Consider the following 12,983-nt stretch of genomic DNA (forward strand, 5'->3'; position numbering starts at 1 on the left):
CCGCCTCGCTCTCCCGGGCACACGAGATCCGTGACAGGGCTACGGCAGCGGGCCGAGGTCGCCTTCGATGACGGTCTCCGTGATCAGGGGGCGCTCCCAGAGGGTCAGGAGTTCGTTCGCGAGGGCCATGATCGGGCGCAGGTCGTGATCGCTCGGGGCCTCGATGGCGGCGGCCGACAGGCCGCGCGGGACGGCGCCGGCGTCGAGGAGGCAGCGCCAGTCCTCCGGGGTCAGCTCCAGGAACTCCAGTCCGGTCAGCCGGGCGACCTCCCGGGGGTCGGTGAGCGCCCCGGGGCCGGCGTAGAGGGTGCGGAGCCGGGGCAGCCCGACGAGAGGGTTCAGACTGACCGGTTCGCCGCGCCACCCTCCGAGGGTCAGGACCTCCAGGTCCACGGACGGGGCCGGCCTCGCCCCGGGCACCGGCTCGGGCAGGCGCCGCCACGGCTCGGGCACCGCGCCCTCGACCAGAGTGAGCGCGCCCGGGTGGGCGTTGCCGATGCCCGGGTCGACGGCCGGGCCGTGGTCGAACAGATGGAGCACCGCCTTCCCGCTCGGCGGGATCTCCGCGGCGAAGGCGACATCGCCGATCCCGGCCTCGGTGAGCGCGGCCCGGACGCGGTCGATCGCGTCGTGCGCCTCCTGGTTGTCGGACACCAGCATGGCGCGCCCGGCCTCCGGGAACCGCATCCTCACCGGCACGCTCCACCCCTGCCGGCCGATCAGCCCCGCCACCTCGCCGCCCGGCGCGGCGAGCGCCTGCGCGTGGTCAGCCCGCAGGAGCCGCAGCAGGGGCTCCCAGGTCGCGAAGTCGTACAGCGAGGACGACGAGGGCCGCAAGGACGGCAAGGACGACGACGAGGACAACGGGGGCCTCCAGCAGGTCCGGTGATCACGGCAGTGGCGATTATGACGCCCGCCCCCGACAGTTCGGAGTGCTCCGGGAGGCCGATGCACCCAGGCCCTACCCGTGCTGCCCCAGTCCGTCGCGCAGCAGGGCGAAGGCCCGCTCGGCGGCGCGGACGGCCTCCGGGTAGTGGTCGTCGGCGGACGTGCCGTCGGCCAGGCGTTCCTGGTTCATGACCGCCAGTTCCCGCTGCACCACGATCACCTGGGTGGCCACGAGACGGGCGTCGAGCGGGTCGACGTCGGCCTCCAGCAGTGCCTCGGCCAGCTCGTCGCTGCCGCGTGCCGCGTAGCGGATGATCCGTGCCGCCAGGCTCTCGGTCTCGACGATCATGCGGAGGAAGGCCATCACCTCGGGGTCGTCGCACAGGCCGGTGTTCGGGTCGCGACGGGCCAGGGCGTCGAGCATGGCCGCGCGCAGCGCTTCCAGCGGCGGCTGGCCGGCCGGGCGGGCGCGCACCGTCCGGGCCGCTTCGCTCTCGTGGTCGGCGAACCGCTGGAGTACGAGGTCTTCTTTCGTCGGGAAGTACGCGAAGAGGGTCCGCCGGGAGACCTCCGCCGCCTCCGCGATCTCGGTGATCGAGACCTGGTCGAAGCCCCGGTCGAGGAAGAGGCGGATCGCCGTCGCCGCGATCGTCTCCCGGGTGCGTTCCTTCTTGCGTTCCCGCAGGCCCATCTGCTGATTCATGCACTCAGTCTACCTTGTGGTAGACTGAGTGCAGAATTGCACCCAGTTTCTTCTTTCGGGAGGTCATCGTGCGAACCGAGGTCATCGTGGTGGGGGCGGGCCCGACCGGGCTGATGCTGGCGTACGAGCTGACGCTGGCCGGAGTGCCGGCCGTCGTCGTCGAGAAGCAGCGCACCCACAGCACCCAGTCCCGGGCGGGCGGACTCCAGCCGCGCACCGCCGAGGTGCTCGACCTGCGCGGGCTGCTGGAGCCGCTGCTCGCGCAGGAGCCGTCCGACAGCACCACCGGCGGGCACTTCGCCACCCTGCCGGTCGAGCTGGACTGCCGGCCCTGGCGCACCCGGTACCCCCACCCGGTCAACGTTCCGCAGATCCGGCTGGAGGCCCACCTCGAGCGGCTCCTCGGCGAGCAGGGCGTGCCCGTGCTCCGCGGCCACGAGGTGACGGCGGTCGCGCAGGACGCGGAGGGGATCACGGTCACGTGGCACGCCGACGGCACCCCGGGCGGCGGTGACGCCCCCGACGGCGGTGAGGTCCGGGGCGACGGTGAGGTCCGGGGCGGCGACGGTGAGATCCGGGGCGACGGTGAGGTCCGGGGCGGCGACGGTGAGATCCGCGGCCGCTACCTCGTCGCGTGCGACGGCGGGCACAGCACGGTCCGCCGGCTGCTGGGCGTCCCGTTCCCCGGCCGGGAGCGCCGGATGTCCGCCGTGGCGGCCGACATCACCCTCGCCTCCCGGTCCGAGACGGTCCCCACCGAGCGCAAGCACTTCAGCCAGTACACCCGCGTGGCCGGCGGCTTCCACTCGATCCTGCACCCCATCGGCCCGGACCTGTACCGGATACTGTTCGGCAGGCTCTCCGGACAGGGCCCGGACCGCGAGACGCCGGTCTCGGCCGACGAGGTCCGCGAGGCGCTGCACGCCGTGTACGGCCCCGACACCGAACTGGGTGAACTGCGCGCCGCCTCCCGGTTCGGCGACGCCGTCCGCCAGGTCGAGCGCTACCGCGAGGGCCGGGTGTTCTTCGCCGGGGACGCGGCGCACATCCACATGCCGATCGGCGGCCAGGGCGTGAACCTGGGCCTCCAGGACGCGGTCAACCTGGGCTGGAAGCTCGCCGGCACGATCCGCGGCTGGGCGCCCGCCGGCCTGCTCGACAGCTACCACGAGGAGCGGCACCCCGTCGCCGCGCGCGTGCTGCGCCACACCCGGGCCCAGGCCGTGATCATGAATCCCGGCCGGGACGAGGAACTCGGCACGGTCCGCGAGCTCGTGACCGAGCTGCTGGGCCTGCCCGACACCAACCGGTACGTCTCGGGCATGATGTCCGGCCTGGACCTCCGGTACCCCGGCGTCGGCCCCCGGCTGATCGACCTGGACCTGACCACCGAGGACGGCCCGACCCGGGCGAGCCGGCTGATGCGCTCCGGCCGGGGCCTGCTGCTCTCCCTCGACGGCAGGCGGCGGTCGGTCGGCGACCGGTCCGACCGGGTCGAGCACGTCATGGCGAAGACCGACGAGGACGTGGACGGCGCCGGCGCCCTCCTGGTCCGCCCCGACGGCTACCTCGCCTGGACCGACACCGACGGCACCCCGCTCGACACGGCCCTCGCCCGCTGGTTCGGCTGAGGCCCCGGGCGGTTCGTCGGTGCGCCACGATCCTCGGCGCGCCGACGGACCGCCCGTCGCGCTGTCGTCACCTGCCGCACGGGTCATCCGGCGGTTCTGCGGAGGCCTCGCCCGGGAGGAGCGCGGCTCGCTCTATCTGGAGCATCCGATCCAGATAGGCTACGGTGAAACCATGGCAAGGACCCGGGAGTTCGACACCGAGGCGGCGGTGAGCCGCGCCATGGAGCTGTTCTGGACGCGCGGCTACGAGGCGACCTCGGTGCGCGACCTGACCCAGCACCTGGGGATCGGGCAGGGCTCCCTGTACGCGGCGTTCGGCGACAAGGCCGGCCTGTACCGGGCCGCGCTGGACCACTACCGCGCCACCCTCGCGGCGGATGCCCTGCGCAGCCTGGAGGAGGGGGCGGACGCCCGCTCGGCGATCCGCACGATGCTGATGGAGCGGGTCCGCATCGCCGCCGAGCACGGCGGCCGGGGCTGTCTGGCGGTCAATGCCGCCTGCGAGCGCCTACCGGGGGACGCGTCGATCCGGCGCACCGTACGGGACATGCAGGATGTCAGCCGGGACGCGCTCGCCGAGGTGCTGCGGGTCGCGGCGGAACGGGGTGAGATCGCGGCGCGGCACGACCCGCAGAGCCTCGCCGCCTTCTTCGTCACCTTCCTCAACGGGCTGCTGGTCTCCTCGAAGATCACACCGGACCCCGAAGCCCTCGCACCCGTCGTGGAGGTCGCGCTGACCGCCCTCGACTGATTTTTTCATGTCCGCAATCTGTATCGCACGATCCAGATAAGGGCCGGGCCCCGCACCCGCGGAATCCGCCGCTCCATCCCTGCTCCATCGAAACGCTCCACTCCTGCTCCATCGAAACGCTCCACCTCTGCTCGATCGCAACGCTCCATCGACACTTCGGAGGACCCGTGCCCATCGCACCCACCCCGAGTACGCCCGCCCTCGGCGGCAGCCGCTGGAACACCTTCCCCGCGGCCGGCACCGCCCTGACCGCCCGTGAGTTCTTCACGGCCACGGAGCCGCTGCTCCAGGGCGTCATCGATGACAACGCCCTCACCGCCGCCGACGGCGAGGTGCTGGAGGCCCAGATCCGCGCGACCCTCGCCCTCGGGAGCCGGGAGACCTCCCTGCCGCTGGCCGTCGGACCGGGCAGCGCCCCGGCCGCTCGCGAACTGGGCGCGCAGGCCGAGGAGATCGGCCATGAGCTCGCCTCCTGGGCCGCCGCGGCCCTGGAGCGCCTGCTCGCCGACCGGATCGCGCTGCCCGCCGGCCCGCTGGTCGTCCGCAGCCACTGCTACGGCCACCTGCTCACCCCTCCCGCGACCGACCTGCTCCTCGGCCGCCGTGGCGGACCCGTCACGATGCAGCTCTACAACGAGTGGCTGCACCAGGTCGTCCTGCTGCGCGACGCCCTGCTGCCCTTCACCAACTGGCAGGACGTCCCGCTGCTGATCACTCCGACCGGGCTGCGGCACATCGAACCGGCCCGGGACGCGTTCCTCACCGAACTCCTGGTCCGCCGGATCCGGCACGCCAGCATCGTGGCCTTCGCCCGCCACGCCGTCACCGGCACCTCCGGCAGCTCCGGCTCGTCCGGCACCCTCGGCGCCCCCAACCCCTCCGGCCCGGCCGGCTACGGCTTCGAGGCGAGCGGCGGCACCGTCCTGCCGGCCGTCCTCGACCAGCCGCCCCTGACCGCCCCCCGGTACCTGCTGACCTGGCGTCCCGACCCGGCCGCCGACGAAACCGTCACGCACGTCGCCGAGTTGCGGGACTACTACGCCGCGCCGCGCACCCTCGTCGAGCACCTGCCGCCCGCCACCGCCGCACCGGGTCCGCTCACCGGCCGCATCACCGGCCGCGTCGTCGCCGGGCCGGTCGCCGGCGGGGCCCGCACCGCCGCCATCGAGCTCACCCACGACGGCGCCACCGCCCGCGTCGACCTCGGCCAGGCCCTGCGCGGCCACCGCTTCGCCCACCGGCCGGACGGCGCCACGGGCGACGTGCCCGCCGACGCACCGGTCGCCGACCCGCCCGCCGCCGCGGACGTGTGGACGGCCCTGCGCGCATCGGGGCTGGTGTGGACGCAGGCGGGTGACGCCGTCCTGGACGCCACCGGCCAGGGCGACCTCGTCGTCCTGGCCCTGCTCGGCCGGCTCTACCCGGAGAACGTCACCCTGCACCCCGCCGACCGCCCCGTCACCCACCCCGCCGAGCGGGCAACCGCCTCCGGCAACGGCCCGAGCCGGCTGGTGGTCCGGATAGATCCGCCGCAGGCCGACTGACGCCCGCGCCACGAAAGGAAGCACCGCCCCTCGGTAGCCGACGCCCGGCCACCGAGGGGCGGGTACGGGTCAGCCGGCCCGGTAGCGGGTGGCGAGTTCGGGGCTCTGCGCGCCGAACGCCGCCAGCTCGGCCCGGAAGACGGCATCGAGCAGGCTCGCGTCCTCGACACCGGGCGCGCAGACGACCTCGCCGAGTTGCAGGCCGCGCAGGGCCGCGGTGACGACGTCCTCGGCACTCATCCTGGGTACGGCGCTGAGATCGAGGCCCTGGCGCTCGTGGAACTCGGTGGCCACCACCCCCGGACAGACGACCTCGACCTGGACGCCGGTGCCTTCGAGCTCGGCGGACAGGGTCTGGCTCATCGCGACCAGGTGGGCCAGGGCACCGGCGTAGACGGCGCGGCGGGGCAGCTGGGACTGCGGGGCGGGTCCACTGAAGGCGATCATGCCGGCCACGTTGATGATCGCGCCCCGGCCGCGTTCCTGCATGCCCGCGACGGCGGCACGGGTGAGCAGGGTGGGGGCGAGAACCTTGACGTCGACCAGTTCGCGGGCCAGATCCGCAGGCAGGTCGGCGAGCGGCATGTAGTGGGCGACTCCCGCGTTGTTGACCAGCAGTGTCAGCGGTTCGGCCGCGCAGATCCGCGCCACGGTGTCGATGCCCTCGCCGGTGGAGAGGTCGGCGGCCACGGATCGCACCTCGACCCCGGTGTGGGCGGCGGCGAACTCCTCCAGCCGCTCCCGGCGCCGGCCGACCAGCACCAGGTCGTAGCCGTCGCCGGCCAGCCGCTCGGCGAATGCCCTGCCGATTCCGGAGGTGGCGCCGGTGACGAGTGCGAGGTTGCTCATGGGCGTCGTTCCCTGTCGGTAGTCGGCCGAGGCGGCCGGAGTGCGGGTCTCGCGGCGTCACGAGGGTGCTGTCCGTGGCTGATCGATCGTCAGTGGGTCGGGGGCCCGTACCGGGTGGCTACTGCGGTGATCGCGATGAGGACGGTCGCCGTGACCGCGATCGTGGCCCAGGCGGGGAGCAGCGGTCCTGCGGGGAGGACTGCGGACACCAGGTCGAAGAAGAGCTCGAACCAGCTCGCCCGGTACCCGTGTCCGGCCGGGGCCGGCATCCCGGTGGAGTCGTTCACCGCTCCAGGGTGGTGATCGTGCCCCGGCCACGGGGTGCGGCACGCCGTGGCCGGGGCGAGACCCCACCGGTCAACCGTGTGACCCCGCGGTCACCACGGTCACCACGGGACGGGGCCCTCCTCCTCGAAGAACCCTCCGGTGGGGCCGTCGGGGGCGATGGTGGCCATCCGGACGATGATCTTGGCGCACTGCTCGGCCGACACGGTGCCGCGGGGGTTGAAATCGGTGGCGGCGGCCCCCGGGTGGACGGCGTTGATCCGCATGTCCGGGAAGGCGTTGGCGTACTGGACGGTGATCATGTTGACCGCGCTCTTGGACGAGCAGTAGGCCACCATCGGGAAGGTCGCCTCAAGGCCGGCGGGGTCACTGCACCGGGCGAGGGAGCCGCCGCTGCTGCTGACGTTCACGATGACGGGGTGGTCGGCGGCCTCCAGCAGCGGCAGGAAGGCGTGGGTGACGCGGACGAGGCCGAAGACGTTGGTGGCGTAGACGGTCTCCATGTCGTCGGCGGTGATCTCGGCAGGCGGGTTCCACCTGCCGGGAATTCCGGCGTTGTTGACCAGGACGTCGAGCCCGCCCGCCTCCTCGCGGATCAGCCGCGCGGCGGCCTGGACGGACTCCTCGCTGGTGACGTCGAGCTGCACCGCGCGGGCGCCGATCCGCTCGGCGGTTTCCCGGCCCCGTTCCAGGTCGCGCGCACCGAGGTAGACGGTGTGTCCGGCCCCGGCCAGTTGGCGGGCGGCCTCCAGGCCGATCCCGCGGGTGGCTCCGGTGATGAGTGTGGTCGTCATGGCGTGCTGTGAAGGCGTCGGGCCCTCGTGATCCGGGGCTCCTCGCGCCTTCACCTCCTTTCCGGGTGGGTGGGACCGCACGGTCGCGCCGTGCGCGTTCCTACGGTGTGCTCAGGGCTGTGAGCCGTTGCCTGCTCTCCTCGTCGGCGGCGGGCATGACCGCGAGGAACTGGTCGCGTTCCTGGGCGACGGTGAGGACCTGCCAGTCCAGCCGGACCTCGCCGACGACCGGGTGCAGGATGCGCTTGCTCCCGAAGCTCCTGCCGGAGACCCGGTACGTGGTCCACCAGTGCTGGAAGTCGGAGTCCCCGGCGCTCAGCTCGGCGACCAGTTCGGCGAGCCTGGGGTCGCTGGGGTAGCGGCCGGCGTCCATCCGCAGGTAGGCGACGCACTCGCCCGCCGACAGGTCCCAGTCCGGCACGCGCTCGCGCGTCCGCGGGTCGAGGAACGTCAGCCACAGGTAGTTGCGGTGTTCCTCGGGGACCGCGGCGAAGTCGAGCAGCAGCTCGGCCGCGAGGTCGTTCCAGGCCAGGATGTCCATGAACCGGCCCAGGACCACGGCGGGCGTGGTCCGCAGATCGGCCAGTACGGCCAGCACCGCGGCGGGCACGACCTGGTGCTGTGAACGCCGCTGTCGGCGGGCCGGGGCCAGGTCGGCCAGCTGGCGCAGGTAGTCACGCTGGTCGTCGTCCAGCAGCAGGGCGCGGGCCAGCGCGTCCAGGACACTGCCGGACGGTGCGGGCAGCCGGCCCTGTTCGAGGCGGGTGTAGTAGTCCACGCTGATCCCGGCCCGCCCGGCCACCTCCTCCCGGCGCAGCCCGGCCACCTTGCGCGACCGTTCGTACACGGGAAGTCCGGCCTGTCGGGGGGAGACCTCCGCGCGCCGGGCACGCAGGAACGTGGCGAACTCCCGGCGCTTGTCGTTGTCCGTGCTCACACCGGCCACTGTGCCAGGGCGCCGCGCGAGCTGGGAGGACATGTTTTTCCCTGGAAGAACGTGTCCTCCCGGCCCCGGCCCGCGGCAGCGACCATGGGTGGAACGGCCTGCGGCAGGACGGTTTCAGGCGCGACGGACGCCCCCACGCCTGCCGGGGTGCCAGCGGGTCCACCAGCGGCCCGGAGTGCGGTCAGGGCATGGGAACGGCTTCCAGGCAGGGGTGGATGGTTCCGTACTCGGCCGGCGCGGCGAGGACTTCCGCGATGGTGCCCCGGATCTGGACGCGGAACAGGCCGGTGGCGTCCTCGTAGACGGGTTCGCGCGCGGGGCCCAGTTGGTCGGTGAGGTGCACGATGACGGTGTGCGCTGCGGCGTGGGCGCCGGGCGCGCCGGGCAGGGCGATGGCGTAGCGGCGGACGGGGTCCATGGTTCTCGGCTTGCGGTGGTGCGGGGTGGCCCGCGTGCGGTCAGGGGTCTGCGTTCTCGGTGTGCGGGGGGCCGGCGGGGCGTTCGGTGGCGGCGGGGGTGAAGAGGCCGGTCGTCTCGGTGATCGCGAGCAGGCGCTCGACCTGGGTGCTGGCCGCGGTGATCGCGAGGGTGCGGTCGGTACGGTGCGCGGTGCTGCGCAGGCCCAGCAGGAGGTTGAGGCCGGAGCTGTCGCAGAAGGGGACGCCGGACAGGTCGACGTCGAGCCCGGTGCCGCTGGCCTGCAACGCGCGTCCGAGGGTCTCGTCCAGGCCGCCGGCGACGTCGAGGTCGATCTCGCCGCGGACCGTCGCACGGACCCGGTCCCCTTCGACGGCGAGCCGGACCAGCAGGCCCTCGGCGACGTGCAGGTCTGTGGGCACGCTCCCATTGACCGGGGGCGGCGCGGGGGGTGGAGGAGTCGGGGTCGGGGCAGCGGAACGCGCCACGGGCGGCTTACCGCGCATGGTCTCTTCTCCTGCCTGTGAGCCGTGGGACGACATCTCCAGCGTCTGCCGAATCCCTTCTCACGTCAACCGATACGTGAACGGAAATTCGTCAATGGCAATGCGTGCAATCGGGTTCGGCCATGCGTGTCATCGGCATGCCCTCGGCGTGCCCTCGGCGTGCCCTCGGCGTGCCCTCGGGTTCCTACGAGAGACCGAGCACGCCGTGCCGGCCGAGGAGCGGGTGGGCGGGCGGAGCGGTCAGCGCAGCAGGACGGCCAGCAGTTCCGCCAGCGTCGGGCCGCTGTCGGCGGGGTGGCGCAGCTGCTTGCCGTCGAGGACGCGGTAGACGTTGGAGCGTCCGACGCGGTGGTGGCTGAGATAGCCCGCCGCTTCGAGGTCGGCGATGATCCGCTGGACCGCTCGTTCGGTCAGCAGGCAGCTGGTCGCTATGTCGCGCACCCTGATGCCCGGGTCCCGGGCGATCTGCACCAGGACGCGCGCGTGATTGGTCAGGAACGTCCACTGGCGCCCGATTGCCGGCTGTTCTTCCACGCCCTCAGGATAGGACGGTCGCGTTGGCTGAGACATGAGAGGAATTCGCGTGCTCCTTCCCGCTTTTCGTGGTCGCGGCGTCGCACCGTCGTCAGCCCTCGATCGCGTTGGCGATGCGGTGGAGCACGCCGCCACTGGACGGGCGGCGCGGCGCGGTCTCGCGCATGGCCTGCATCCGCTCGCCGATCTCCTGGAGTTCCTTGCGGCCGAATGCGGCCCGGACCATCGGGAACCAGGAGCCTTCCTCCTGCTCGATGTGCCGGTCGACCGCGTCGATCAGGACGGCGGTCTTGGCGTCGTAGCCCTCGTCGCCGGGGCTCATCCGGCTCAGCTCCTCACAGAGCAGGTCGGCGACGTGGTGTTCCTGCCGGGCGCGGTCCATGTCCTCGGCGAGGCCGGGAACCTCCTGACGGATCCTGGGGTAGACCAGTTCGTCCTCCAGGTAGGTGTGGACGGTGAGCGCCTCCACGATCCGCTCGACCGTCTCGTGCCGCGCGTCGCCCCCACCGTCTCCGTCCCCGTCCCCGGCGGCGAGTTCCCGGTACTGGCGGAACAGGCGGCGGACTTCCTTGTGGTCCTCCCTCAACAGGACGATGGCATCGTTCGACATTGCTCGTCTCCTCACTCAGAGGCTTCCCCTCCCGACCCAGGCGTGTCCCCCGAGGCTCCTTCGTCAAACACCGCACTGAAACACCGCACTGAAACACCGCGCGCCTCTGCCCAGCACCGCTGACCTCCTGCTGCGGCACCGACGGCCGCTCGCGCGCGGTTTGCCGGGCCACCCACCGGGCAGCCGCCCCGCCGACACGAGCCGGGGGCCGCCGGCCCGGCCGCCCCGCGCCGTTCCCAGGACGGAGATCGCGACATGCCCATCAACCCCGAAACCCCCCAGCCCGAGCCGCCCGCCGACCCCGGACCCGACGCCAAGAACGCCACGGACGCCACGGACGCCACGGACGCCAAGAACACCACCGACGCCAAGGACGCCGCACTCGACGCCTTCCGCGCCCCCGACCCGGACGGCCCGCTCACCACCGACCAGGGTGTGCGCGTCGACGACACCGACAACTCGCTCATCGTCGGCGACCGCGGCCCCACCCTGCTGGAGGACTTCCACCTCCGCGAGAAGCTCACCCACTTCGACCACGAGCGCATCCCCGAACGCGTGGTGCACGCCCGCGGCGCCGGCGCCTACGGCTTCTTCGAACCGTACGAGTCGCTCGCCGGGTTCACCTGCGCCGACTTCCTCCAGGAGGCCGGGCGCCGCACCCCGGTGTTCGTGCGCTTCTCGACCGTGCAGGGCCCGCGCGGCTCCGCCGACACCGTACGGGACGTCCGCGGCTTCGCCACCAAGTTCTACACCCGGCACGGGAATTACGACCTGGTGGGCAACAACATGCCGGTGTTCTTCATCCAGGACGCCGTCAAGTTCCCGGACTTCGTCCACGCGGTGAAGCCCGAACCGCAGAACGAGATCCCCACCGGCGCCTCCGCGCACGACACCTTCTGGGACTTCTGCTCGCTCCAGCCCGAGTCCACCCACATGCTGATGTGGGTGATGTCCGACCGGGCCATCCCGCGCAGCTACCGGATGATGCAGGGCTTCGGTGTGCACACCTTCCGCCTGGTGAACCGGGACGGGCGCGGCACGTTCGTCAAGTTCCACTGGCGACCGCGGCTCGGCGTCTGCTCCCAGGTGTGGGACGAGGCCCAGATCACCGCCGGGCGGGATCCGGACTTCCACCGCCGGGACCTGTGGGAGGCGATCGCGGCGGGGGACTTCCCCGAATGGGAGCTCGGTGTCCAACTGGTCACGGCGAAGGACGAGTTCGCCTTCCCCTTCGACCTGCTGGATCCCACGAAGCTGATCCCGGAGGAACTGGTGCCGGTGCGCCCGGTGGGGCGGATGGTCCTCGACCGCAACCCGCAGAACTTCTTCGCCGAGACCGAGCAGGTGGCCTTCCACACCGCCAACGTCGTGCCCGGGATCGACTTCACCAACGACCCGCTGCTCCAGGGCCGCAACTTCTCCTACCTGGACACCCAGCTGATCCGCCTGGGCGGCCCCAACTTCGGCCAACTGCCCGTCAACCGCCCGCTGGCCGACGTGCGGACCAACCACCGCGACGGCTACGGCCAGCAGGTCGTCCACCCGGGGACGAGTTACGCACCGAACTCGGTGGGCGGCGGCTGCCCGTTCACCATGGGCGGCGGCCACCTGCCGGAAGGGGTGTTCCAGCACTACCAGGAACGGGTCAACGGCAGGGCGATCCGGCGGCGCAGCCCCAGCTTCGCCGACCACTACAGCCAGGCCGCGCTGTTCTGGCGCAGCATGGCGGGCTGGGAGCAGCGGCACATCACCGCCGCGTTCGCGTTCGAGCTCGGCAAGGTGGGCGACGAGGAGGTACGGCGCCGGATGGTCGGCAACCTGGTGCGCGTGGACCCCGACCTGGCGGCGGAGGTCGCCCGGCGCATCGGCGTGCCCGAGCCGCAGCCGGCGCCCGAGGACCGGGCGGCGGCGAAGGGCGGCGAGGCGGCGGGCTCCCGGGTCTCCCCGGCGCTCAGCCTGGAGAATCTGCGCGGCAGCGGCATCCGTACCCGCAAGGTCGCCGTGCTGACCGCGCCCGGGGTCGACGGAGGCCAGGTACGGGCCGCGCACGAGCGGCTGGGTGCGCAGGGCGCCGTCGTGGAGACGCTGGCCGCGCACGGCGGTCACGTGGCCGCCCGTGGCGGTGACCCTCTGCCGGTGGACCGCCCGCTGCCCACCACCGCCTCGGTGCTGTACGACGCGGTGGTGGTTCCGGACGGCGCCGGGCCCGCGCTGGCCGCCGATCCGGACGCCGTCCGCTTCCTCGCCGAGGCGCTGCGCCACGGCAAGCCGGCGGCGCTGCTCGGCTCCGGCGTCGAACTGGCCCGGGCGGGCGGTTGCGACGCGCCCAGGGGCCTGGCCGGCGTCACGCTCCACGACCTGCGTGAGCCGGCGGATCCGGCCCTGTGGGACGGCTTCGCCCGGCTGGTCGAGCAGCACCGCTTCCCGGAGGTTCGGCGGCGATCCACTCCCGGACGGCGTCCCGCCCGTGCCACCACGCCCGGACGGTCTCCGGCGTCCAGTAGTCGTCGCCGTCGCAGTTGAAG

The 12,983-nt window shown here is 72.8% G+C and carries 15 protein-coding genes; 5 read left to right on the forward strand and 10 right to left on the reverse strand.

The window, feature by feature from the left end; genetic code table 11:
- Positions 1–39 precede the first annotated feature (39 nt).
- Positions 40–687 carry a hypothetical protein gene (locus AB0O82_RS29325; protein WP_363586947.1) on the reverse strand — a complete coding sequence of 216 codons (648 nt, stop codon included), beginning with the start codon at positions 685–687 and terminating at the stop codon, positions 40–42.
- Here AB0O82_RS29325 and AB0O82_RS29330 point away from each other — a divergent pair.
- Complete coding sequence (locus AB0O82_RS29330; protein ID WP_363586949.1) at positions 659–889, forward strand: hypothetical protein; 231 nt, start codon at positions 659–661, stop codon at positions 887–889. The genes AB0O82_RS29325 and AB0O82_RS29330 overlap by 29 nt on opposite strands.
- A gap of 72 nt (positions 890–961) precedes the next feature.
- Here the strand turns inward: AB0O82_RS29330 and AB0O82_RS29335 are convergent, their stop codons facing one another.
- Positions 962–1,591, reverse strand: a complete 630-nt coding sequence (locus tag AB0O82_RS29335; RefSeq protein ID WP_363586931.1) for a TetR family transcriptional regulator — start codon at positions 1,589–1,591, stop codon at positions 962–964.
- Positions 1,592–1,659: 68 nt separating this feature from the next.
- Here AB0O82_RS29335 and AB0O82_RS29340 point away from each other — a divergent pair, with 68 nt between their 5' ends.
- The 3 genes from AB0O82_RS29340 to AB0O82_RS29350 all read left to right on the forward strand — a co-directional run bounded on the left by AB0O82_RS29340 (position 1,660) and on the right by AB0O82_RS29350 (position 5,517).
- Positions 1,660–3,222 (forward strand): FAD-dependent monooxygenase, encoded by a 1,563-nt coding sequence (locus AB0O82_RS29340; RefSeq protein ID WP_363586932.1) that lies wholly within the window; start codon positions 1,660–1,662, stop codon positions 3,220–3,222.
- A 172-nt stretch (positions 3,223–3,394) separates the two neighbouring features.
- Positions 3,395–3,973, forward strand: a complete 579-nt coding sequence (locus AB0O82_RS29345; protein ID WP_363586933.1) for a TetR family transcriptional regulator — start codon at positions 3,395–3,397, stop codon at positions 3,971–3,973.
- 167 nt (positions 3,974–4,140) lie between these two features.
- Positions 4,141–5,517: a hypothetical protein gene (locus tag AB0O82_RS29350; RefSeq protein WP_363586934.1), complete on the forward strand. Its 1,377-nt coding sequence runs from the start codon at positions 4,141–4,143 to the stop codon at positions 5,515–5,517.
- A gap of 69 nt (positions 5,518–5,586) precedes the next feature.
- Here AB0O82_RS29350 and AB0O82_RS29355 read toward each other — a convergent pair whose 3' ends face one another.
- From AB0O82_RS29355 to AB0O82_RS29390, 8 genes are all read right to left on the reverse strand, one after another.
- Entirely contained in the window at positions 5,587–6,366 is a 780-nt protein-coding gene (locus AB0O82_RS29355; protein ID WP_363586935.1) for an SDR family NAD(P)-dependent oxidoreductase, read from the reverse strand.
- A gap of 89 nt (positions 6,367–6,455) precedes the next feature.
- The gene (locus AB0O82_RS29360; RefSeq protein WP_363586936.1) at positions 6,456–6,653 is read right to left on the reverse strand and encodes a hypothetical protein; all 198 of its coding nucleotides are present in this window, start codon (positions 6,651–6,653) and stop codon (positions 6,456–6,458) included.
- Between the two features lie 99 nt (positions 6,654–6,752).
- The gene (locus AB0O82_RS29365) at positions 6,753–7,445 is read right to left on the reverse strand and encodes an SDR family NAD(P)-dependent oxidoreductase (protein ID WP_363586937.1); all 693 of its coding nucleotides are present in this window, start codon (positions 7,443–7,445) and stop codon (positions 6,753–6,755) included.
- A gap of 100 nt (positions 7,446–7,545) precedes the next feature.
- Positions 7,546–8,382, reverse strand: a complete 837-nt coding sequence (locus AB0O82_RS29370; RefSeq protein WP_363586938.1) for a helix-turn-helix transcriptional regulator — start codon at positions 8,380–8,382, stop codon at positions 7,546–7,548.
- Positions 8,383–8,572: 190 nt separating this feature from the next.
- On the reverse strand, positions 8,573–8,809 hold the full coding sequence (locus AB0O82_RS29375; RefSeq protein ID WP_363586939.1) for a DUF6296 family protein: 237 nt from the start codon (positions 8,807–8,809) through the stop codon (positions 8,573–8,575).
- 40 nt (positions 8,810–8,849) lie between these two features.
- Positions 8,850–9,230 (reverse strand): STAS domain-containing protein, encoded by a 381-nt coding sequence (locus tag AB0O82_RS29380; RefSeq protein WP_363586940.1) that lies wholly within the window; start codon positions 9,228–9,230, stop codon positions 8,850–8,852.
- 324 nt (positions 9,231–9,554) lie between these two features.
- Entirely contained in the window at positions 9,555–9,884 is a 330-nt protein-coding gene (locus AB0O82_RS29385; RefSeq protein ID WP_363586941.1) for a helix-turn-helix domain-containing protein, read from the reverse strand.
- A 55-nt stretch (positions 9,885–9,939) separates the two neighbouring features.
- Complete coding sequence (locus AB0O82_RS29390) at positions 9,940–10,458, reverse strand: hemerythrin domain-containing protein (RefSeq protein ID WP_363586942.1); 519 nt, start codon at positions 10,456–10,458, stop codon at positions 9,940–9,942.
- Between the two features lie 255 nt (positions 10,459–10,713).
- Here AB0O82_RS29390 and AB0O82_RS29395 point away from each other — a divergent pair, with 255 nt between their 5' ends.
- On the forward strand, positions 10,714–12,981 hold the full coding sequence (locus tag AB0O82_RS29395) for a catalase (RefSeq protein ID WP_363586943.1): 2,268 nt from the start codon (positions 10,714–10,716) through the stop codon (positions 12,979–12,981).
- Positions 12,982–12,983 lie beyond the last annotated feature (2 nt).

The organism is Kitasatospora sp. NPDC088264 (assembly GCF_040685715.1).
GTDB lineage: Bacteria > Actinomycetota > Actinomycetes > Streptomycetales > Streptomycetaceae > Kitasatospora.

What these genes read in the sequence shown, in the direction of transcription:
- AB0O82_RS29390 (WP_363586942.1), bottom strand. Translation starts at nt 10,458, where the DNA reads ATGTCGAACGATGCCATCGTCCTGTTGAGGGAGGACCACAAGGAAGTC.
- AB0O82_RS29365 (WP_363586937.1), bottom strand. Translation starts at nt 7,445, where the DNA reads ATGACGACCACACTCATCACCGGAGCCACCCGCGGGATCGGCCTGGAG.
- AB0O82_RS29345 (WP_363586933.1), top strand. Translation starts at nt 3,395, where the DNA reads ATGGCAAGGACCCGGGAGTTCGACACCGAGGCGGCGGTGAGCCGCGCC.
- AB0O82_RS29385 (WP_363586941.1), bottom strand. Translation starts at nt 9,884, where the DNA reads ATGTCTCAGCCAACGCGACCGTCCTATCCTGAGGGCGTGGAAGAACAG.
- AB0O82_RS29330 (WP_363586949.1), top strand. Translation starts at nt 659, where the DNA reads ATGGCGCGCCCGGCCTCCGGGAACCGCATCCTCACCGGCACGCTCCAC.
- AB0O82_RS29335 (WP_363586931.1), bottom strand. Translation starts at nt 1,591, where the DNA reads ATGAATCAGCAGATGGGCCTGCGGGAACGCAAGAAGGAACGCACCCGG.
- AB0O82_RS29355 (WP_363586935.1), bottom strand. Translation starts at nt 6,366, where the DNA reads ATGAGCAACCTCGCACTCGTCACCGGCGCCACCTCCGGAATCGGCAGG.
- AB0O82_RS29325 (WP_363586947.1), bottom strand. Translation starts at nt 687, where the DNA reads ATGCGGTTCCCGGAGGCCGGGCGCGCCATGCTGGTGTCCGACAACCAG.
- AB0O82_RS29395 (WP_363586943.1), top strand. Translation starts at nt 10,714, where the DNA reads ATGCCCATCAACCCCGAAACCCCCCAGCCCGAGCCGCCCGCCGACCCC.
- AB0O82_RS29375 (WP_363586939.1), bottom strand. Translation starts at nt 8,809, where the DNA reads ATGGACCCCGTCCGCCGCTACGCCATCGCCCTGCCCGGCGCGCCCGGC.